General features: G+C 44.1%; 17 protein-coding genes. 9 read left to right on the top strand and 8 right to left on the bottom strand.

Annotation, left to right across the window (positions count from 1 at the left end; genetic code table 11):
• Window positions 1-76: 76 nt before the first annotated feature.
• Window positions 77-2146, top strand: coding sequence for a tetratricopeptide repeat-containing diguanylate cyclase (locus JN178_RS07280; RefSeq protein WP_202264865.1), 2070 nt, complete (start codon window positions 77-79; stop codon window positions 2144-2146).
• Here the strand turns inward: JN178_RS07280 and JN178_RS07275 are convergent.
• Together JN178_RS07275 and JN178_RS07270 are read right to left on the bottom strand one after the other, a co-directional pair.
• Window positions 2126-2302, bottom strand: a complete 177-nt coding sequence (locus JN178_RS07275; protein WP_202264864.1) for a hypothetical protein — start codon at window positions 2300-2302, stop codon at window positions 2126-2128. The genes JN178_RS07280 and JN178_RS07275 overlap by 21 nt on opposite strands.
• Complete coding sequence (locus JN178_RS07270; protein WP_202264863.1) at window positions 2302-3477, bottom strand: FAD-dependent monooxygenase; 1176 nt, start codon at window positions 3475-3477, stop codon at window positions 2302-2304. The genes JN178_RS07275 and JN178_RS07270 overlap by 1 nt, the downstream gene beginning before the upstream one ends.
• A gap of 254 nt (window positions 3478-3731) precedes the next feature.
• Between JN178_RS07270 and miaB the strand changes: the two genes are divergently transcribed.
• The 6 genes from miaB to JN178_RS07240 all read left to right on the top strand — a co-directional run bounded on the left by miaB (window position 3732) and on the right by JN178_RS07240 (window position 10762).
• Entirely contained in the window at window positions 3732-5165 is a 1434-nt protein-coding gene (gene miaB, locus JN178_RS07265) for a tRNA (N6-isopentenyl adenosine(37)-C2)-methylthiotransferase MiaB (RefSeq protein ID WP_202264861.1), read from the top strand.
• A 36-nt stretch (window positions 5166-5201) separates the two neighbouring features.
• Window positions 5202-6320, top strand: coding sequence for a PhoH family protein (locus JN178_RS07260; protein WP_202264859.1), 1119 nt, complete (start codon window positions 5202-5204; stop codon window positions 6318-6320).
• Entirely contained in the window at window positions 6317-6787 is a 471-nt protein-coding gene (ybeY, locus tag JN178_RS07255; RefSeq protein WP_202264857.1) for an rRNA maturation RNase YbeY, read from the top strand. The genes JN178_RS07260 and ybeY overlap by 4 nt, the downstream gene beginning before the upstream one ends.
• A gap of 122 nt (window positions 6788-6909) precedes the next feature.
• Window positions 6910-7767: a CNNM family magnesium/cobalt transport protein CorC gene (gene corC, locus JN178_RS07250; RefSeq protein WP_159628093.1), complete on the top strand. Its 858-nt coding sequence runs from the start codon at window positions 6910-6912 to the stop codon at window positions 7765-7767.
• A gap of 135 nt (window positions 7768-7902) precedes the next feature.
• Window positions 7903-9414: an apolipoprotein N-acyltransferase gene (gene lnt / locus JN178_RS07245; protein WP_202264855.1), complete on the top strand. Its 1512-nt coding sequence runs from the start codon at window positions 7903-7905 to the stop codon at window positions 9412-9414.
• Between the two features lie 103 nt (window positions 9415-9517).
• Window positions 9518-10762, top strand: a complete 1245-nt coding sequence (locus JN178_RS07240) for a Xaa-Pro dipeptidase (protein WP_442859703.1) — start codon at window positions 9518-9520, stop codon at window positions 10760-10762.
• Between the two features lie 93 nt (window positions 10763-10855).
• Here JN178_RS07240 and pta read toward each other — a convergent pair whose 3' ends face one another.
• Window positions 10856-12997, bottom strand: coding sequence for a phosphate acetyltransferase (pta, locus tag JN178_RS07235; RefSeq protein WP_202264853.1), 2142 nt, complete (start codon window positions 12995-12997; stop codon window positions 10856-10858).
• A gap of 53 nt (window positions 12998-13050) precedes the next feature.
• Complete coding sequence (locus JN178_RS07230; RefSeq protein ID WP_202264851.1) at window positions 13051-14232, bottom strand: acetate kinase; 1182 nt, start codon at window positions 14230-14232, stop codon at window positions 13051-13053.
• Between the two features lie 214 nt (window positions 14233-14446).
• Here JN178_RS07230 and JN178_RS07225 point away from each other — a divergent pair, with 214 nt between their 5' ends.
• Window positions 14447-16297, top strand: a complete 1851-nt coding sequence (locus JN178_RS07225) for a tetratricopeptide repeat-containing diguanylate cyclase (protein ID WP_202264849.1) — start codon at window positions 14447-14449, stop codon at window positions 16295-16297.
• Between the two features lie 171 nt (window positions 16298-16468).
• Window positions 16469-16912, top strand: a complete 444-nt coding sequence (locus JN178_RS07220) for an Hsp20 family protein (protein ID WP_159628083.1) — start codon at window positions 16469-16471, stop codon at window positions 16910-16912.
• A 141-nt stretch (window positions 16913-17053) separates the two neighbouring features.
• Here JN178_RS07220 and JN178_RS07215 read toward each other — a convergent pair whose 3' ends face one another.
• The 4 genes from JN178_RS07215 to greA all read right to left on the bottom strand — a co-directional run bounded on the left by JN178_RS07215 (window position 17054) and on the right by greA (window position 20919).
• Window positions 17054-17440: a DUF3224 domain-containing protein gene (locus JN178_RS07215; RefSeq protein ID WP_202264847.1), complete on the bottom strand. Its 387-nt coding sequence runs from the start codon at window positions 17438-17440 to the stop codon at window positions 17054-17056.
• 76 nt (window positions 17441-17516) lie between these two features.
• Window positions 17517-18056, bottom strand: a complete 540-nt coding sequence (locus tag JN178_RS07210; RefSeq protein WP_202264845.1) for an NUDIX domain-containing protein — start codon at window positions 18054-18056, stop codon at window positions 17517-17519.
• A 72-nt stretch (window positions 18057-18128) separates the two neighbouring features.
• Window positions 18129-20114 (bottom strand): methyl-accepting chemotaxis protein, encoded by a 1986-nt coding sequence (locus tag JN178_RS07205; protein WP_202264843.1) that lies wholly within the window; start codon window positions 20112-20114, stop codon window positions 18129-18131.
• 328 nt (window positions 20115-20442) lie between these two features.
• On the bottom strand, window positions 20443-20919 hold the full coding sequence (gene greA / locus JN178_RS07200) for a transcription elongation factor GreA (protein ID WP_025254739.1): 477 nt from the start codon (window positions 20917-20919) through the stop codon (window positions 20443-20445).
• Window positions 20920-20964: the final 45 nt, after the last annotated feature.

The raw sequence follows: 20964 nt of genomic DNA, 5'->3' as shown, positions 1-20964 counted from the left end.
AAGGTACCAGACATAAAGTAGTGCTCACGTTTATTTCAGCTTATACTTACGAATTCGTTCTTGTATTCGCGGTGTCATGAAGTTGCTTTTACGCGTTGCTATTACACTTACCTTTCTTTTGCTGGGAACACTACCGGCTTTCGCGTTGCCCACCGACGATATTGTGCAATTACGCGAAGCGGGCAAGCTAGACGAGGCGCAGCAACAAGCCATAGCATTGCTTCAACGAGCCGAGCAACAAAGCGACACGCAACTTGAGGCCGACACGTTATTCCAACTCGGCAAAATTGCTATGGAACGCAACGACTACAAAGACGCACAACAATGGCTCAACCGCGCTCTTGCCCTGTACCAAGATACCAATAATGAGCTAGCTGCCGCGAAAACCTATCGCCAAATAGGGCTAACCTACCGCTACCAATCTAATTACACTGTTGCACTTGAATATCTTTATATGGCATTAGCGGTTTTCCAATCAAACGGCTCAGAACAGGATATGGCCAGCATCAATAATAGTCTTGGGGTTGTTCTTGAGAAAATGGGGCAATTTAACGAGGCTGTTGATTATCATCAAAAAGCACTTGAGTCGAATTATGCATCTGGCAATCAACAAGGCATTGCATCTGCGGTATATAACCTTGGGGATATTCGGCGTGTTATGGGCGATTACGAACAAGCACTTAGCTATTTTGAACAAGCGCTTACCATCGATGAAGCCAGTGGTAACAAGAAAGACATTGCCTACAGTAGTTACAAAATTGGCTATGTGAATATGCAAATAGGCAATTACGACATTGCTTCACACTACATGCAACGTGCTCACTCCCTCTTTGTCGAAATAGGTGCTAAACGAGACATCGACTGGGCGCTTTCTGGCTTAAGTGACTTGGCAGTTAAACAAGGCAACTTACTTGACGCTGAAGTCATGGTAAAGGGAGTCATTGAGCGCGCTGAACACGGGCAATACAAAAGTTTACTGCTAGACGGATATCAAACGCTTATTGAAATTTATACTCAGCAAGAACGCTATAACAACGCGTTAGCCCTTATCGAACAGGCGATTCCCCTTGCTGAAGAAATGGGCGAACTGCACCAAGTGTCACAACTATTGGCGCTAAAAGTTACCACGCTAGAAACGTTAGAAGAGGTCAATAAAGCCTACCAGGCATTAAAACAGCAAAAGCAATTAGACGAATCGCTGTTCAATCAAAAAAGACTTGATGCGCTTGCTTCTACTCAAGCCCAAACCGAGTTCATTCGTCGTGCGAACGAAATTGAGCTGTTAAAACAACAGCAAGCTACCCAGCAGGTTCAGGCTCAAAGCGAAAGAGAAAGCCGACAAACTCTCTTTCTAATTGTGCTTCTGTTAGGGCTTTTAGCATTTTTGATTTACTCTCGTCGAGCTCAGTCGAAATACACTAAACAATTAAAACAAGAAGTAAGTGCACGAACTGCAGAGCTCAAAAAAGCGAATGAAGAGCTTGCAGCAATGAGCCTTACTGATAAGTTAACTTCTTTACATAACCGACGCTTTCTTGAAAGCCACATAGATGCCGACATCACTACTGCATTGCGCAAATATCAACATAGCAACAATGTACGACCGCAAGAAGCCGATTTATGCTTTTTTGTCATCGATTTGGACAATTTTAAACAGATCAACGATACCTATGGTCATATCGCTGGCGACAAGGTATTACAACAAACGGCAAAACGACTTAAAGCGATATTTCGAGGGTCAGATTATCTTATTCGCTGGGGCGGTGAAGAATTTGTTGCAGTAGCACGGTTTATCGACCGGCAAAACGCCACTTTATTAGCAGAGCGCGTAGTCAGCGACATCAAACAAATACCATTTGTACTCGATGAAGGACAAACTAAGTCAGTCACCTGTAGTGTTGGGTTTGCCTGCTTTCCCTTTGCTTGTGAAAGTGAGCAAAAGCGCCAGCTTGTAAGCCCACTAGATACCATTTTTCACGCTGCCGATCAGTGCCTATACGCAGCGAAAACTTCAGGTAAAGCGACATGGGTAGGAGTGACTGATATTGTTGAACGCACAGCATTGCCATTACCTTCATCAGTAGCTGATTTAACTGCACTGGAGAACGAAGGCATGATCACTTTATCAAGAGAAAATAAGCCTTAATAACTGGGCAATGAGTAAAATCCCCATTAGCGGCCAAATCCACTTTGCCCACTTCGCTGCATCCTCATTACTCACGCGCATTTTAGAGCGCTCAATCAAAGGTATTACTACGGCCAATGCACCAAAGAGCACTGCCAACAAAATTAATACTTCCATTATCGTATTCCTATCGCGTACTTAAGTACTTGCTTCTTTGCAGGCTCAATGGTTTGCGCTACTGAAAGAAGCTGATTTCTTATCCATTTAATGGGGGCTATATCATTACTGAACAAGGTATAAAAGCCATCCATTGCAGTCATCATTACAAGGTTATCGCGCCGCCTTGGTGATTCGAAATCTCGCGAGAGCGCCTTTGCAAACTCCAAAGAATCTAATGGTGCATGATTTGCGGTAACCGACAAGAAAGCTTCTACATCTTTAAAGCCCAAGTTTACCCCCTGCCCGGCCAAAGGGTTAATCGTATGTGCCGCATCGCCAAGTAGCACACAACAGCCCTTTACATAACTATTTGCATGAGAACGGGTTAGTGGAAAGATAGCTTTATCGACAATAGTGAATCGATTGTCGTTTTGGGTTAATTCGTGGGGAAATGCATTGATGACTTCTTGTGAAAGCTGCGTATTGTTCAAACTTTTAAGACGTTTAAGCTCATCAGCATTGTCATACCACACAAGAGACGCATAATTATCGAACATGGGCAAAAACGCTTTCGGCCCGCTAGGGGTAAATTGCTGCCATGTGATTGCGTCAACGGGTTTGTCTAACTTTATGGTAATCCCCATCGCTTGCTGTGCGTATTGCCACCCTGTGCTGCCGATGCCTGCCGCTTGTCTCACTTGAGAATTAGCGCCATCTGCTCCTATAAGCCACTGAGCTTCAATACTACTGCCATTATTTAAAGTGACATATGCGGTGTCGCCGAGCGACAGTGATTGTACTTTAGTGCCGCTAATCACGGTGACATTGTCGTAATGCTCAAGGGCTTCAAGACAGCCTAACTGCAACAACCTATTTTCGACAAAATAGCCAAGTTGCTCTACATCAATGCTGTCTGCTGTGAAGTCAGTACGATGTTGTGGGTCATCCCATACACTTAAACCAATATAGGGCTTTACACGCTTAACCTTAATGTAATCCCACGCGCCTAGTGCTTTAAGAAGTGTGACAGACGATTCACTAATGGCCGAAACGCGAAGATCTGGACCGTCACTTTCGTTAAAAGCACTTGGCAAGTACGGCTCTATTACCACTACCTTGTATTGTTGCTGAGCAAGACCAAGCGCTAGTGCAGCACCTACCATACCACCGCCGTTGATACAAAAATCGACCATTTACACTCCTTAAATCACACACTTGCATTATGTCGTAAAACACTTTGCTGTGTGAAGTAAAACGTAGAATTGGTTTGCCTTAGATCAAATCTCAATGAATCATCGCATTACACTGGGAATATGCGTGCATAACAGGTAAAATATGCGGCTATTTTGAACATCTTCCAGCAACTGGGGCTGTGCGAAGCAAGTGTTAACTTGCCAATAAAGCACGACCACTTGTTGGAACTCTATCAGGTTAACGAATAGTTGTTATGACTAAAAAGCTGTATATCAAAACCTGGGGCTGCCAAATGAACGAGTACGACTCGGAAAAAATGGCAGACTTACTCGACTCAACGCATGGCTACAGTGCTGCAGAAAGTGCTGAAGAAGCCGATGTAATCTTACTTAATACCTGCTCTATTCGTGAGAAAGCGCAGGAAAAGGTGTTTCACCAACTAGGCCGTTGGAAGACGCTAAAACAAGATAAGCCAGAACTTATTATTGGTGTGGGCGGCTGTGTAGCCTCACAAGAAGGCGATACTATTCGCCAGCGTGCACCTTTTGTTGATTTGGTATTTGGGCCGCAAACACTGCACCGTCTACCTGAAATGATCAATCAATTACAAGGTGGCGCAAAGTCAGTTATTGATGTGAGCTTCCCTGAGATTGAAAAATTCGACCGTTTACCCGAGCCTCGTGCTGAGGGCCCTACGGCGTTTGTTTCAATTATGGAAGGTTGCTCAAAATACTGTACGTTCTGTGTGGTACCGTATACGCGTGGCGAAGAAGTCAGTCGCCCTGTGGACGATGTGTTACTTGAAATAGCACAACTTGCCGGCCAAGGTGTACGCGAAGTGAACTTGTTGGGTCAAAATGTAAACGCCTATCGCGGCGAGCACTTCGATGGCACTATTTGTCGCTTCTCTGAACTACTTGAACTTGTGGCCGCGATTGATGGTATTGACCGCATTCGTTACACCACGTCTCACCCGGTAGAGTTTACAGACGATATTATCGAAGCGTATGCGTCTATTCCCGAGTTGGTTGACCACCTGCATTTGCCAGTTCAAAGCGGTTCAGATCGTATTTTGAATTTGATGAAGCGTGGACACACATCGCTGGAATACAAATCTAAGATGCGTAAACTGAAAAAGATTCGTCCAAACATCAGCTTATCTAGCGACTTCATCATCGGCTTTCCGGGTGAAACTGACGCTGACTTTGAAGCAACGATGGATTTAATTCAGGCCGTTGATTACGACCTGAGCTTCAGCTTTATCTACAGCGCTCGCCCTGGAACACCAGCAGCTGATGCAGTTGATGATGTAAGTGAAGAAACCAAAAAGCAGCGTCTGCACCTTCTTCAACAACGCATCACGCAACAAGCTTTGCGTATTGCGCGTCATATGGTAGGTACCGAGCAACGTATTTTAGTAGAAGGCCCTTCTAAGAAGAACCCAATGGAGCTTTCTGGACGTACAGAGAACAACCGTGTAGTGAACTTCGAAGGTACACCTGACATGATTGGCGAATTCGTCGATGTGAATATCACCGATGTTTTCACAAACTCACTACGTGGTGAAGTTGTGCGCAGAGAGAGCGAAATGGGCTTGCGTGTTGCAGTTTCGCCCCAATCTATTATGGCAAAGCATCAGGCAGACCTGCCAGATGAGCTAGGTGTGGGCCAATTTAACCCTGCCTAACAACACAATATTGAGTAAAGCGAGGAATAAAGTAGCTTGAGTACATTGGTAAGTAATGAATTTGATTTAGAACCGGCAGATACAAAACGTTTGTCCAGTTTATGTGGTCCCTTTGATGATAATATCAAACAGATTGAACGTAGGTTAGGCGTAGAAATTACCTACCGCAATAACGCGTTTAAAGTGTTAGGAGAACCACAGCAAATAAAAAGCGCCAGCGAACTTCTAAAGCTACTTTATATTGAAACGCAACCTGTCAAAGGTCGCGTTCCTGATTTGGAAGCTGAACAGGTTCACCTAGCCATTCAAGAAGCCCGCGTCATTGAGAAAGACGCGACTGGCGGTTACGGCAAAGAGGTGAACATCAAGACTAAGCGCGGTGTTATTAAGCCGCGCAATCCAAACCAAGCGCAGTACGTGGCAAACATTGTTAACCACGACATAACATTTGGTATCGGCCCTGCTGGAACAGGTAAAACCTATCTAGCAGTAGCCGCTGCCGTTGATGCACTGGAACGTCAGGAAATTCGTCGTATTTTGCTAACTCGCCCTGCAGTTGAAGCAGGTGAGAAGCTAGGTTTCTTACCTGGTGACCTTTCACAAAAAGTCGATCCTTATTTGCGTCCACTCTACGATGCCCTGTTTGAAATGCTGGGCTTCGAGAAAGTGGAAAAACTTATGGAACGCAACGTCATTGAGGTTGCTCCGTTAGCCTACATGCGCGGTCGTACACTTAACGACGCTTTTATTATTTTAGACGAAAGCCAAAATACCACGGTAGAACAGATGAAGATGTTCTTAACGCGTATTGGTTTTAATTCAAAAGCCGTAATTACGGGTGATATCACACAGGTGGATTTACCGCGCGGCGCAAAATCAGGGCTTCGCCACGCCATTGAAGTGCTTAGCGAAGTAGATGATATTTCATTTAACTTCTTTAACGCCGAAGACGTTGTTCGACACCCCGTGGTCGCTCGCATAGTACGCGCTTATGAAATTCATGATGCAGAGCAAGAGCGCTTGCGCAAAGAGCGTAAAGAAGAAGCGTTAAGATTGCAGCGTGAGCAGGCGGCAAGTGAAGCTAAGCCAGAGACACCTGCTTCGACGCCGGCCTCAAATGCGAGCACCACAAAAAAAGACGATAGCCAATCGTGACCGCTATTATCGATTATCAACAAGCGTACGAAGGTGAAGAAAGCGTGCTAAACGCTATTCCTTCACCAGAACAGCTTACAATTTGGGCTAATGCCGTACTCGCTTTCGAAGGGCTAACTGAGCAAGAAATAACAGTCCGCTTTACAGACGAAGATGAAAGCCAAAGCTTGAATTATGAATATCGCGGAAAAGACAAGCCAACGAATGTGTTGTCTTTTCCCTTTGAAGCGCCGCCTGGCGTCGAAATGGACCTGCTAGGCGACCTTGTAATTTGCGCCCCTGTTATTAGCCGCGAAGCGGTAGAGCAAGAAAAGCACGTTAGCCACCACTACGCACACATGACTGTGCATGGCATCTTGCATTTAATGGGTTATGACCATATAGACGATATCGAAGCCGAAGAAATGGAAAGCAAAGAAATTGCAATCCTTGCCGGTTTGGGTATTGAAAACCCCTACGAGGTTTAAGCGCAAACGCTTCATATAAGCCCTTGTAAAGCTTAACCATTTATACTTAATAACAATAAATCATTGACGACCAGCACGAAGCATTTTAACGTTGGCGTTGAACTAACTAGTAAACGGACATTATGAGCGACGATAATCCTCACTCTACCAACGGCTCATCAGGCAAGAGTTGGTTAGATAAACTAAAAAATTCAATTTCTGGCGAGCCGAGAAGTAAAGAAGAGTTAGTATCAGTCATTACTGATGCTGAACAAAACGAAATCATCGACCCTCAAACCCGCGAGATGATCGAAGGGGTAATTGGGGTAAATGAAATGCGAGTTAGGGACATCATGATCCCGCGCGCTCAAATGACCACTATAGATGTTGAGCAAAAGGTAGAAGAATTTTTACCTGTTATGCTTGAGTCTGCCCACTCTCGCTTCCCTGTTATCAGTGAAGACAAAGACCATATCGAAGGCATACTGTTAGCGAAAGACTTACTCGCATTTGCTTTTAACGCCGAAAAAGAATTTAACCTTCGCGATATTCTTCGCCCAGCGGTTATCGTACCTGAAAGTAAACGTGTTGATGTGTTACTTAAAGAGTTTCGTCAGCAGCGCTATCACATGGCCATTGTTGTTGATGAATACGGTGGCGTATCTGGTTTGGTCACCATCGAAGATATCCTTGAAATCATCGTAGGCGAGATTGAAGACGAATACGATACCGAAGAAGACGGTACAGATGACATTCGCCCATTAAATAAATCTACCTATTCCGTTAAGGCCTTAACGCCTGTTGATGATTTCAATGAGTTTTTTGAGACCAAATTCAGTGAAGAAGAAGCTGATACCATTGGCGGCATTGTGTTGAAAGCATTCGGGCATATGCCAGAAACGAATGACGAAATCACCATAAATGATATTCAGTTTAAGGTGACAAACTCTGACAAACGCCGACTAATACAGCTAAAAGTGTCAGTGCCATCACTAGAATAAGTTGACGGTATTCAAATGAAGAAAGCAGGTGTTTAATGGCACCTGTTTTTTTTGGCTTAGTGTCTTTACAGGCACTTTTTTGTGTAAACAGTATACGCCATTAACAACAATAAACACGGTTGCTTTTTTACTATCATGTTAAAGCCCTATATTCCCCATTTCCTACTTGTCCTTAGCGGCGCAAGCTTAACACTCGCTTTTGCCCCATTTAATTTGTGGTTGATCACCATTCCAGCATTGGCCTTAGCACTTCGCCAAGTCATTAAATTAAAACACAAACCATTTTTGGCTGGCTGGTTGTTTGGCGCCGGTTGGTTCGGTGCAGGGGTAAGTTGGGTGCACGTTAGTATTGCGGATTTTGGTGGCTTGCCACTTATTGCCTCAGTGGGCTTAATGGCATTATTGTGCGGATATTTGGCCCTATACCCTGCCCTTGCTACAAAACTGACAGCAAAGTACTTTTCGCCAACGCTATGGCCAATGACTTTGCCCTTTTTCTGGGTACTGGCTGAGTGGTTAAGAAGTTGGATGCTCTCTGGCTTTCCTTGGCTTTCACTTGGCTATAGCCAACTCGACAGTCCACTTAGCGGCTTTGCACCCATTATTGGTGAGACAGGTATCTCTGCGCTTTTGGTATTGAGTGCAGCCATGCTTGCATTGGTAAAAAACAGGCGCTCACTTGCTAACGCCACCATCGTTATTTCATGTTTATTTGTAAGTGGTTATGTGCTTAGCCAACACGTTTGGGTGCAACCTAAACACACTTACCGCATAGGGATGGTACAAGGAAATATTGCGCAAAGTTTGCGCTGGGTGCCAGAACAGGACGCCCCTACCATGCAAACTTATTGGGAGTTAACGCAAGGTTTGTGGGACAACGACTTAATCATCTGGCCAGAGGCAGCCGTGCCCAAGTTAGAACCACTCGCGCAGCCATATCTTGCTAAAGTCAATGAACGGGCGTTTAATGAAGGGACAGCCCTTATCACCGGGATTGTAAACTATAATTGGGAAACTGATGAAGCGTGGAACAACCTGATTGTCTTGGGTAAACGCACTGCCGATTCTGCAAGTCCAGACTATCACTATTTTCATAATAACCGCTTTTCCAAACACCACCTTTTACCTGTTGGCGAGTTTGTTCCTCTTGAAGACTTTCTTCGCCCCCTTGCGCCGTTATTCGACTTACCCATGTCGTCGTTTTCACGCGGCGAATTTGAGCAACCGAACTTAGAAGCAAACGGCATTAAGCTAGCGCCCGCAATTTGTTTTGAAATTGCATTTCCACGGCAAGTGTTAGCCAATATCCACGCTGATACCGATATGATAATAACCGTAAGCAATGATGCATGGTTTGGTCGCTCACACGGCCCCGCTCAGCATTTACAAATAGCCCGAATGCGTGCACTTGAACTAGGCCGTCCTGTGTTAAGAGCCACCAATAATGGCATTACTGCCTTTATAAACTATAAGGGGCAAGTAACTTCGGTACTTCCTCAATTTGAAACGGCAAGTATTACGGCACCAGTTATCGCAACAACCGGCTTTACACCGTATTACCACCTGCAAGATTTAGGTGTTTGGTTTATAGTTTTAACGCTTTTAGTTGGGGCGGTTTATATCAAACGAAACGATTCTAAAAATTAACGTACGCCCTAACAGGCTCTATTAACTACTGTTATTGAAGGAATATGTCGTGACTTGGGCTACCCGTTTTACTAAATTATCATTCGCTGCAGCGTTTGCCGCAATAGCTTCTACTTCTGCAGCGTTAGCGCAAACGCTCGTCATAACGGCTGATCGCATGGTTGATGTTACAAAAGGCCGCATTGTTGAGCGCGCAGCAATTGTTGTTACTGGCAATGTTATTAGTGCATCAGGACAACTCGATTCACTCACCCTACCAAGCGATGCCAAGCGCATCGACTTAGGCGATGCTACATTAATGCCAGGCCTGATGGATATGCATGTTCATTTAACAAGCGATGCAACACGTCATGGCTATAAACGTTTAGAAGTGTCTCTTCCTCGCGCTGCGATTACGGGTGTAAAACACGCCAAAGCAACTATCGAAGCGGGGTTCACCACCGTTCGAAATGTCGGAGCACCGGGTTTTGCCGACGTTGCACTACGCGATGCCATTAATGCAGGCGATGTAGAAGGCCCACGTATGTTTGTGGCAGGCCCTAGCTTGGGCGTTACCGGTGGTCACTGTGATAGCAACCTTCTTCCCTACGAATATAACAATTACAGTGAAGGCGTCGCTGATGGCCCTTGGGAAGTTAGAAAAATGGTGCGTCGCAATATCAAATATGGCGCAACTGTTATTAAATTTTGTGCCACTGGTGGTGTATTGTCGAAAGGTACAAAAGTAGGCGCACAACAATATACCTTTGAAGAAATGAAAGCGTTAGTGGATGAAGCCCATTTACGCGGTTTAACTGTGGCGACACATGCCCATGGAACAAGTGGTATCAAAGCCGCAATTAAAGCAGGCGTCGACTCAGTAGAGCATGTGAGTTTACTAGACGATGAAGCAATTAGTTTGGCAAAAGAGCATGGTACGTATTTTTCGATGGATATTTACGTTACTGAGTACATCTTAGGCGAAGGCGAGAAAGCCGGAATTTTACAAGAGAGCTTGGACAAAGAGCGAGTTGTAGGCAAAACCCAGCGCCAAAACTTCGAGAAAGCCGTTAAGGCAGGCGTAAACATGGTATTTGGCTCTGATGCTGGCGTTTATCCTCATGGCGATAACCCAAAACAGTTTGCACGCATGGTGCAATTTGGCATGACACCAATGCAAGCCATTCAAGCCGCTACCATCAATCCAGCGCGTTTATTAAAACAAGACGCAACACTTGGCAGTTTAGATGAAGGGAAGCTTGCAGATATTGTTGCTGTCCCGGGCAACCCGATGAAAGACATGAGCCTTATGGAGAACGTAGGGTTCGTTATGAAAGATGGGCGCATAGTAAAACAGTACGCGATGTAACTACTTAATAAGACAATGCCATTTAATAAGACATTGGAAAAATGGCGCTCTAATATTACATGAGCGCCATTTTTTTACTTGAGACTTTACAGCCTATTGGCTGCCTGCCGCTTGGATTGCCGTCAGAGCAATAGTAAACACGATATCGTCCACCAGTGCACCACGACTCAAGTCGTTTACTGGCTTTCTCATCCCTTGAAGCATTGGCCCAATACATACCAAATCAAAGCTACGCTGTACTGCCTTATAAGTGGTATTGCCGGTGTTAAGGTCAGGAAATACAAACACATTTGCCTTGCCAGCTACCGGGCTATTAGGCGCTTTGCTCTTGCCAACACTTTCAATTGCAGCGGCATCGTACTGAAGTGGGCCGTCAATAAGTAAATCAGGACGTAATTCTTGCGCTATTCTTGTCGCTTCACGCACTTTTTCTACATCGCTACCAGCACCTGATGTTCCCGTACTATAGCTAATCATTGCAACACGAGGCTCGATACCAAACATTTGAGCAGAAGTCGCAGACTGAATCGCAATATCTGCTAACTGCTTAGCGTCTGGATCAGGGTTAATAGCACAGTCACCGTAAACGAGTACCTGATCAGGCAATAACATAAAGAAAACCGATGACACTAACGATGCGTTTTCCGCAGTTTTAATAAGCTGCAGTGCAGGCCTTATGGTATTTGCAGTGGTGTTCACAGCGCCTGAGACCAAGCCATCCACATGATTTTGCTGCAACATCATTGTGCCTAGCGTAACGTTATCGTCTAATAACTCTTTGGCAACGACTTCCGTAACCCCTTTGTGACCGCGAAGCGCAACCAAGCCAGAGATATAGTCTTGTTTAATCTCACTGGGTGACAGAATTTCAACACCATCTCCCAACATTACACCTTGTTGCTCTGCAACGCGCCTAATTTCTGTTTCATCACCTAGTAGGACAGGACGAGCCAAACCACGTTTAGCACAAATTGACGCAGCAACTACGGTGCGTGGCTCATTTCCTTCTGGCAGCACAATACGCTTATTAACCTGTCTTGCACGATTAGTAAGATAAAAGCGGAACGCTGAGGGCGATAGTTTCTTCTGACGCGATATTTTTTGCGTTAGCGAGGTTACCCATTTTGCATCTAAACTTTCAGCCGTATGTACCATCACTTTTTCAATGCGCTGACTATCATCAACAGGGACTTCTTGATTAAACGCATGAAGATTTTGTGCGGTTTGCCAGGTATTAGTGTTCACCAGCATTACCGGCAAGCCGGTTTCCATCGCCTGGCTGCATAGTGCCATAATGTTTTCATCAGGCTCGTAGCCGCCGGTTAAAAGCAGTGCACCTAGCTTAGTGCCATTTAAGGCCGCTAAACAACACGAAACAAACACATCGCCGCGATCACCAGACATCACAAGTAATGCGCCAGGCTTTAGAGTGTGCGTCATATTGTGAATTTCACGGGCACAAAAGGTCACACTACTCAAGCGACGAATAGCCAAGTCACCTTCATTTAACAGTGTGGCATTTAAGTGCTTTGCAACATCAGTTGCACGAGGCGAAACAAGATCTGCACTCCAGTCAATCGTGCCGAGTAAACTCAACCCTTTCTTAAAAATGGGAAGTTCGCGAAGTGCCTGTGTACGTGCTTCATCATGCTCAGGCGCCTCTATAGCACCAATGTCGGCTCTAAGTCGCCCATGTTCATCAAACGGCGCATTAACCTTGTTGAAAATACATCCCACCACTTTTTGACTTTTGTGGCCGCCATAGGTGTCGACTACAATTTCAAGACGATGATTGAGATCGGTTACCGAGTCGTTACCCGGCACTGCAACAAAGACAATATCGGCATCAAGCGCGCGGCTTATTTCCAAATTCAGGCGCTCTGCATAGGGGTGATGTCGTGTAGTAACCAACCCTTCTATAACAGTGACAGCTTCTTGCTCAGAGTTATCTTCAAAGCGTTCAATAATTTCTTCAAGTAGTTCGTCAGTATTATCGTTACTGATCATGCGCTCTACATAGTCTAGCGAGAAGGGAGTAATCGGCGATACGCTAGCGTGGTGCGCGATAATAGCAGTGGAACGCTCTTCCCCGTTGTCGCCTTTCCTCGGCTGCGCAACAGGTTTAAAAAAGTTTAGTTTAATACCTTGCTCTTCGATAGCACGAACAAGACCCATGCTGACAGTAGTAAGACCGACACTGGTTCCTACTGGGATCAACATAATTCGGCGAGACATAGCGACTCCTGTGCATGCCGTTAGTATTTAACGGCAGTTTCTCTTGATAAAAATTAAGCGAACTTAGCCGCTTCGGCGGCAATAACCCACTCTTCGTTAGTGGGCACTACAAAAACTGATGTAGTAGATGAAGGCGTGGAGATCTCTCCCCCTTTTCCAAATCGAGCATCAAGGTTCTTTTGTTCATCAACTGAGATGCCAAAATGTTTAAAATAGCCCATAGTGGTTTCGCGAATAAGTGATGAGTTCTCACCGATGCCACCCGTAAACACAATGGCGTCTAAACTTGGAACACTGACCATGTAACCAGAGATATATTTAGCAAGGCGATAACAAAAAATCTCAATTGCAAGCTGCGCACCTTCATGGCCTTTAAGCGCTTCATCTTCCAACGTTCTGCAATCATTGCTAAGCGCTGATATGCCAAGCAATCCAGACTGCTTGTTGAGTAGGTCATTAATTTCGTCAGCCGTTTTGCCAAGCTTTTTCTGTAACGTACCCGGTAATGAAGGGTCGAGGTCACCACAACGTGTGCCCATAACTAGCCCTTCAAGCGGTGTAAACCCTAGGCTAGTATCAACCGCTTCCCCCTGCTCAATAGCAGATACACTGCATCCGTTGCCCAAGTGCGCGCTGATAATACTGGTTTGTGACACAGGCTTATTGAGCAAACCAGCAGTGCTATCTAGAATAAATTTGTGACTGGTGCCGTGGAATCCATAACGTCTGATGCCATGTTCTTTATACAATTCAATGGGCAGTGCATAAATAAACGCCTTTTGCGGCATACTTTGAAAGAAAGAAGTATCAAATACTGCAACATGCGGTAAATCTGGATAAGCCATTTGGGCTGTGACTATGCCTTTATGATTTGCCATATTGTGCAGTGGCGCCATGCTGGCATAGGCTTCAATGGCCGAAAGAACGTCTTCATTCACCAAGGCGGCTTGTTTGAATTTTTCACCACCGTGAACCACGCGATGTCCAATTGCAATAGGCTGCACACCGGTTTTTGCAATGACCTCTTGAATGGCATTAAGTGCTTCTGTGTGGCCTGCATTTTCACCTAAGCGCTGTTTAGATTTTTCACCATTAAGCTTATATGACAAACTCGCGTCACTGTTACCTAGACTTTCTGCAATGCCAGATAACCCCGCTACGCCAGTATCAGCATCTAAAATGGCAAACTTCACCGATGAGCTGCCGCAATTCAATACAATAACTTCTTTTTTCATTTGGCTTTTTAAGTAAAATTGTTGAGATATCGAGTCAGATCAAATTGTAGCATTTATAATCAGCAGCGTTGGTTAACGTTATGCTAAATATTCTATAAAAATTATCGCATACACTTGTTTTTGCTAAGGTCTTTGACTTTATTTATGAATAATGACTTCGCCGTTGCTTTCATGGTAAGGAAGGTAATGGCGAGTAAAAAAGGTAAAATCAGCAATGCGAGTTGTCCTCATCGTTTTCTTTTTCATAGCTATAAGCACCAACAGTCTTGCTCAAGAAACCACTTTTGAAGATGTTTCTGACTATTTTGAAAGCGATATTCCCTATGAACAGAAACTACAGTTTCTAAAACAACATGAAACGATAAGTAAGCAGTGGACGTCTCTGCATCAAGGTGTCTTTCAGCAATTTATAGGGACGACCTATGGCGAGATGGCAATGCTGGAAGAGGCGGAAGTACATCTAACCGCTTCTATCGACATTTTAACGTCGCTGCCTGAAAGTAAACACTTGGTTCACAGTCTATTAGAGCGGTCTTATTTTCAATATGTTGCTACCAACGATACCGCGGTGTACTGCCCTGACAGATACCGCGCACTCGAGATTGCCCGTGTGGTGAATGACCCTGAACAACTAGTACAGGCTCTCACTTCAGCGGCGTTTTGCGCCAGTGACACCCGTGATTTTGCGAGAGGCATGGGACTCTTGCAGGAAGCCATTTCACTACACGATACTTACCAGTTTCCACCTTCACAAGAAGCGCTTATCTATAACGCAACAGGCAATATCTACAAACTCAACGGACTATATCAAGACGCGTACCACTACATTGGTAAAGCATTGGCTGCATGGGAGAGCATCAATAGCACAGAAAGTACTTTCAATATGCGCTTTACACTCACAGACCTTGCACTGCAGCTTGAAAAATTCGGCGAAGCACAACAACACGTGAATAACATGTTTTCTATGGCCAACGCAGCCAATGCCAATCAAGACTTTTTGTTCTTCAGCCATATAAGCCAAGGCAACGTTTATGAAAAACAAGGTTATATCGAACAAGCCTATCAGCAATTTCAAAAGGCACTTGCGCTAAAAGATACCACTGTAGAGGCAGGTTACATCAACCTGTTGTTTTTCAAACTTAGCATTAGCGCTTTTAAATTAAAGAAATTCGAACTGGCGAAGCAGTACATTAATAACGTCGCCAACAACCTCGATAACTTACCGCGTTATAAATATGTAGTCGATGTACTTCAAACAGGGCTTGCGCAATCGCCCGATGTCATTGAAGTGGTTGATAAAGCGTTAGCATTAGACCATTTTCACGCACAAAGCATAAATGAGCTCATTGAAGGTCAGGTCATTTTAACGGCCTATACCCATAATGCCACCATCAATAGAATGGAAACTCAAATACTACAGCAACAGTTAGCCGTTACTCAGCTCGAACTAGAAAATCAGTTAGCACGTGAACGCTACAATACGCTGGTCGTTTATGTCTTCATTTGCATTACGCTAGCGCTATCCATTGCTGCTTATTTTCTTTTACGAGGCAGAAATTATTATAGAAAAGCAGCGAATACAGACTTTCTTACCAAATGCTTTAACCGTCGCTGGGCATTCGAACAAGGCGAAAAGCGCTTTAAAGAGGCCAAACTCAACAATTCCTCAATGTCGGTTGTCGTATTAGATGTCGACTATTTTAAACATATAAACGACCGATACGGTCACGATGTTGGCGATAAGGTATTGAAGTTTATTGTAAGAACGTTAAGTGCTCAACTTAAAACGCACGACATACTTGCTCGCTTAGGCGGTGAAGAATTTGTCGTTATCTTGCCTAAGTCTAACCTTGAAAATGCGTCACAGTTTGCAGAGAAATTACGCTTGTCACTGTGTGAAACGCCTTTTGTTACCAACGGTGAGCGACTTCGAATTACTGCCAGTTTTGGTGTTGCTACTCTAGACAATGCACTTTCATTTGAGCACATAGTTAACAATGCTGACAAAGCACTTTATGCTGCAAAAGAAAGTGGCCGAAATAAAGTTGAAGTTAAAAGGCAATAAAATTCAACATCTTAAAAAAATTTTGAATTTTTTTGCTTTTTTAGCATTGAAAAGAAATCAACCAATCCTATATATAATTTGTCGGCGCTGAAAGGTCAGGTCGACAACACCGCCGCCGCGAAGTCGGGGCACATTAATTTAAACATATTGCTTAATTTTGAGGATATGACTATGCGTACTATCGATCTATCTCCACTTTACCGTTCTTTTATTGGTTCAGACCACCTAGCGTCGCTTATTGATGCAGCATCTCGTGCTGAGAAACAAAGCACTTACCCGCCGTACAACATCGAATTGTTAGGCGATGACAAGTATCGGGTGACTATGGCAATCGCCGGCTTCAGTAAAGATGACGTTTCAATTCAAGTTGAAGAAAACACGCTCACTATTACTGGTACCAAAAAAGCGGAAGAGAAAGAAAATAAAGAGCGTAAGTTCTTACACAAAGGTATTTCTGAGCGTAATTTTGAACGCAAATTCCAACTGGGCGATCACGTAAAAGTGCTTGCAGCAGACATGGAAAATGGCCTTTTACATATCGATATGGAGCGAGTCATACCTGAAGCCAAGAAACCTCGTCAAATCGAAATTGGCTCTCGCTTACTTGAGAACTAATACGTAAAAATTCTTGGTTTGTTTCCCAACTTTTTAGCGGCGCCGCATGGCGCCGTTTTTTATTTGGGGATTCTTTTCTTAGAAAGTTTCTAGGTAAGTTTCTTGGTAAGCATTAGCGTAGAACGCAAAGGTTAATACGCCTTAGTCTATAAAAATCGTGTAATTGGCTTTACCCGCTTCAGACGATTGAAAGTGCCCGTGAATCTCTTTCCCCGCTAGTTCTCCGGTAGCCGAGGCTGCTATTGCGTTAAATTCGCTGCTTGCAACGCCACCTATAAATTTACCACTGTGCGCTAAAGTCACCGTTCCACGTAAACCATTTATAACTCCAACAAACGATTCGAAGCCAGTAAACCTAGCTTCTGCTGGAGACTGATAGCTCATAAGAAATTCAATGTCTGCCTCGCCTGCCATATCACCAGAGTAGGCCTGACTAATGGAAGCATGTGAAGTTTTAACCCCTTCACATTTTTCTGAAAGTGTCTCTTCTTCCCAACGCGTGATTAAGAATTGTCCTTTACATTCCATTACTTAAATCCTGAATTTTTTGCCATGCTAACCTGCTTCGCACAAAAATCAAAGTGCGGAAATTGTAACAGGCTATTCAGATATGTCCTTTTAGCGTGGCAAGTCCAACGGCATTGCACGTGCTGGCATCTTTGATTTCGCCAGAGAGGATTTTTTCTCGCAACTCATTTAAAGCTAACGGGACAATACGTAAATCTTCTTCCTCGACGTCAAGCTTCTGCTCGCCCTGACTCAGCCCTTTAGCAACATAGATATGATATCCCTGATTGCAAAAACCATAGGCCAGATACTGGAAACCCACGTAAATCATTTGTGTCGCCGAAAGGCCGGTTTCTTCCTTAAGTTCCCCAGCAGCAAGCTCTGCGGGGTCGGCATCAGGATTTGCCTCCCATGCGCCTTGGGGGAACTCAAGTTGACGCTCACCAATGGTATAACGATACTGTTCAACCATATACACAACATCATTTTCAATTGGCAAGATAATCGCAAAATCAGGCTTTTCTACTACACCATAGATACCTTCATTTCCGCTTTTGCGGCGAATTTTGTCTTCCCGCACCGTAAGCCATTTGTTTTGATACACCACTTTTGAATCTAGTGTTTCTATATCAGCCATCGTTTTTCGTATTCTTCTTTTAGACGATAAATTAGCGCGATATTGCGAAATCAAGTTTATCTACAATAACGACTAATCGGCTTTAAATCCATCGATGGTATGCTGTAATAGCTGATTGTTCGCTTGCATTTCACCTGACAAATTTGAAAGATTTTGCGCAATATCCACTTCGTGCCTTGCGGCTTCCTCCACTGTCACCAGTTCTTTGGCAATCTCTTCTGTCGTGACAGACTGCTGTTCAGCGGCGGATGACATATTGTTCGCCATATCCTCTACATTGCCAGCAGCCTCTTTTACTTTCTCGGCTGTTTTGCGCCCTTCAGTGGTAGTTTCCATAGAGTTAGATATCGATTCAACGTTCTTATTAATATCGTTAACAACGACGACGCTTGCTTCTCTTAGACTAGACAGAAGCGTCGAAATTTTATCAGACGACTCTCGGCTACTTTGCGCCAGTTTTCGTACTTCATCTGCGACAACAGCAAATCCGCGCCCATGTTCGCCTGCGCGCGCAGCCTCTATCGCAGCATTAAGTGCTAGTAAGTTGGTTTGATCTGATAATGTGTTGATGGTTTCTAAAATGGTAGAGATTTCGCCAACTTTCATCTCCATCTCGCCGGCATTTTTTTGCACGCCTTTAATATCATCGGCAAGCGTTTCCATACTGTTTCTAATATTTTGGTTAGCTTTTAAAGATTGATTTGCCAACTCATCTAACTGCTTACTGGCGCTGAGTGTATCAAGAGAGGACTGGGCAATTTCCCTGCTAGTGACTGCAACCTGCTCCACTGCAGAGGCTATATTCGCGGTCAGTTGTTGAGTATTCCCCGCATCTTTAAGCATTTCACTGCTGGCTTTCTCAAGCTGTGCTGATAACCGACTGCTTGTCGCTATCGATGTTCCTAAGCCTTTCACTAGATCACGCAGTGCTAGTATGGTGGTATTTACTGAACGGGATATCTCACCTAATTCATTGCTGGTACTCATACTCACATCAACGGTTAAATCACCTTGTGCGGCGATTTTATCCAAATTAGCAACGAGTACCTTTAACTGCTTGGTAATGATACTTATTAGAGCCTGATAAATAATTGCGATAAATACGATAACTAGCACAACCATAAGTATGGTAATGATAAGAGCAGAATAAGCACTACTCGCTTTATCATCGGCGTTTTGCTTAACTTGCTCGAACACCGTGCCTAATATTTTGGCTACTTGACCGATTTGTTCAGTCGCCATACCGAACCACTCACTGCTGCTAGGCAATGTGGTGAAATCTGGTGAATCTTGAATGGCTCGCGCAGAAATGTCATCAATACGCTCAGATACTGAGCTTGAAGACATTGCTTTAAATTGACGCAGAAAGTCATCACTAAGATTCAACAAAAGTTTATCTGTCACGTAGGTTATCTCTCGATTGTAACCTTCGACTTCATCTCTTACCGCTTCGCTAATCGAACGCTTTGCCATGACCGCGTTCAGTTTACCCCGTCGCTGGCCTAGTTTTTCTTTCATTTGGGCTAGTAAAAGCCCTTGGGTTAGCAATTGCTTTGCACTGCTGTCTGAAACCAGAAGCGTAAACGAATTTGCCGCATTAAGTGCTCTTGAATTTAGGCCACTATAATATTTAAATGCCTCTTTTCCTTGAAGGTTGTCCACATTTGAACGTACGGAACCTTTATTGTTCTCCCACGTGTACAGTGGATTCAAAATATTGTTCACTTGAAGCGTTTCAGGCCAATCACCGTTGGCGACAGTGCGAAGGTTATCTAGCGCGTTATCGGCTTTTTCTCTCTGTGCTCTTACTTTAGCGCGCGCTTCTTCAGTTGGGTTACCTAAAAAGCCTGCGGTTAGGCCGCGCTCTACTGCATGGTGATGAGCTACACGTTCAACTGCCGATACTAAGGTGACAAGGTCCGTATCCAAATCGGCGTTTACCATTTCAGTGCGGGATTGATTAATGTCTTTAAACGCTAAAAATGCAATAGACAAAAACAGTGTGCCTGTACCTATAAGCGTTAATTGGACGACGGAAAGTCGATTAATGAGTACCAAGATATACTCCTCCTTTTGTTCGACTAAACAGTGTTGAGCGCGCGTAGAATTAGACAGTTTAGACTATCAAGGGTGAGAGCTTCGATCTTACGTGTTTCTGGCGGATTCTTTTCGTTCTATTTAATTAAATAATCTCTTTGCAACGTAAAAACCAGAAAACGTACAAATATGTTGTTTCTCCACCCTTTGTACACAAAAAAAGTATAGGTGGTAATTTAAAAAGTGAGAGATGAATTAGCTAAATTATTATTTTATTTAGGTATAGATGAAAAAAAACGCCACTAATGCGTATTAATGACGTTTTTTGTTTAGGACAAGCAGAGTATAACTAAATGTATTCTACTTCGATGATTTCAACTTCTACTGCACCTGCTGGCGTTTGAATAGTTACCGTGTCATCAAGTTCTTTACCGATAAGACCACGGGCTATTGGTGAATTAACCGATATCAGGTTGTTTTTAATATCAGCTTCATCATCTCCAACTATACGGTATGTCGTTTCTTCATCAGTATCGACGTTCAAAATCGTAACAGTAGTGCCGAAAATGACCTTGCCTGTGTTCTCCATCTTTGTAACGTCGATTATCTGAGCATTAGAAAGCTTGCCTTCAATATCCTGAATACGGCCTTCACAGAAGCTTTGCTGTTCACGAGCAGCGTGATACTCGGCATTCTCTTTAAGATCGCCGTGCTCGCGCGCTTCAGCAATCGATTCGATAATACGCGGACGGGTTTTAGTTTTAAGTTCGTTTAATTCGTCACGCAGCATTTGAGCGCCACGCGCTGTCATTGGATACTGACTCATGAATACAGTCTCGCCTAACTAGTAATTTAAAACAGAAAAGTGCGC

Source organism: Alteromonas sp. KC3 (assembly GCF_016756315.1).
Classification (GTDB): domain Bacteria; phylum Pseudomonadota; class Gammaproteobacteria; order Enterobacterales; family Alteromonadaceae; genus Alteromonas.
The sequence above is the reverse complement of the archived record's forward strand: the minus strand, read 5'-3'. Positions and strand labels throughout refer to the sequence as shown.

Coding starts and splice junctions, on each gene's coding strand:
- pta (WP_202264853.1), bottom strand. CDS start 12,997: ATGTCTCGCCGAATTATGTTGATCCCAGTAGGAACCAGTGTCGGTCTT.
- JN178_RS07220 (WP_159628083.1), top strand. CDS start 16,469: ATGCGTACTATCGATCTATCTCCACTTTACCGTTCTTTTATTGGTTCA.
- JN178_RS07225 (WP_202264849.1), top strand. CDS start 14,447: ATGCGAGTTGTCCTCATCGTTTTCTTTTTCATAGCTATAAGCACCAAC.
- miaB (WP_202264861.1), top strand. CDS start 3,732: ATGACTAAAAAGCTGTATATCAAAACCTGGGGCTGCCAAATGAACGAG.
- JN178_RS07210 (WP_202264845.1), bottom strand. CDS start 18,056: ATGGCTGATATAGAAACACTAGATTCAAAAGTGGTGTATCAAAACAAA.
- JN178_RS07280 (WP_202264865.1), top strand. CDS start 77: ATGAAGTTGCTTTTACGCGTTGCTATTACACTTACCTTTCTTTTGCTG.
- JN178_RS07270 (WP_202264863.1), bottom strand. CDS start 3,477: ATGGTCGATTTTTGTATCAACGGCGGTGGTATGGTAGGTGCTGCACTA.
- JN178_RS07230 (WP_202264851.1), bottom strand. CDS start 14,232: ATGAAAAAAGAAGTTATTGTATTGAATTGCGGCAGCTCATCGGTGAAG.
- lnt (WP_202264855.1), top strand. CDS start 7,903: ATGTTAAAGCCCTATATTCCCCATTTCCTACTTGTCCTTAGCGGCGCA.
- corC (WP_159628093.1), top strand. CDS start 6,910: ATGAGCGACGATAATCCTCACTCTACCAACGGCTCATCAGGCAAGAGT.
- JN178_RS07275 (WP_202264864.1), bottom strand. CDS start 2,302: ATGGAAGTATTAATTTTGTTGGCAGTGCTCTTTGGTGCATTGGCCGTA.
- JN178_RS07215 (WP_202264847.1), bottom strand. CDS start 17,440: ATGGAATGTAAAGGACAATTCTTAATCACGCGTTGGGAAGAAGAGACA.
- greA (WP_025254739.1), bottom strand. CDS start 20,919: ATGAGTCAGTATCCAATGACAGCGCGTGGCGCTCAAATGCTGCGTGAC.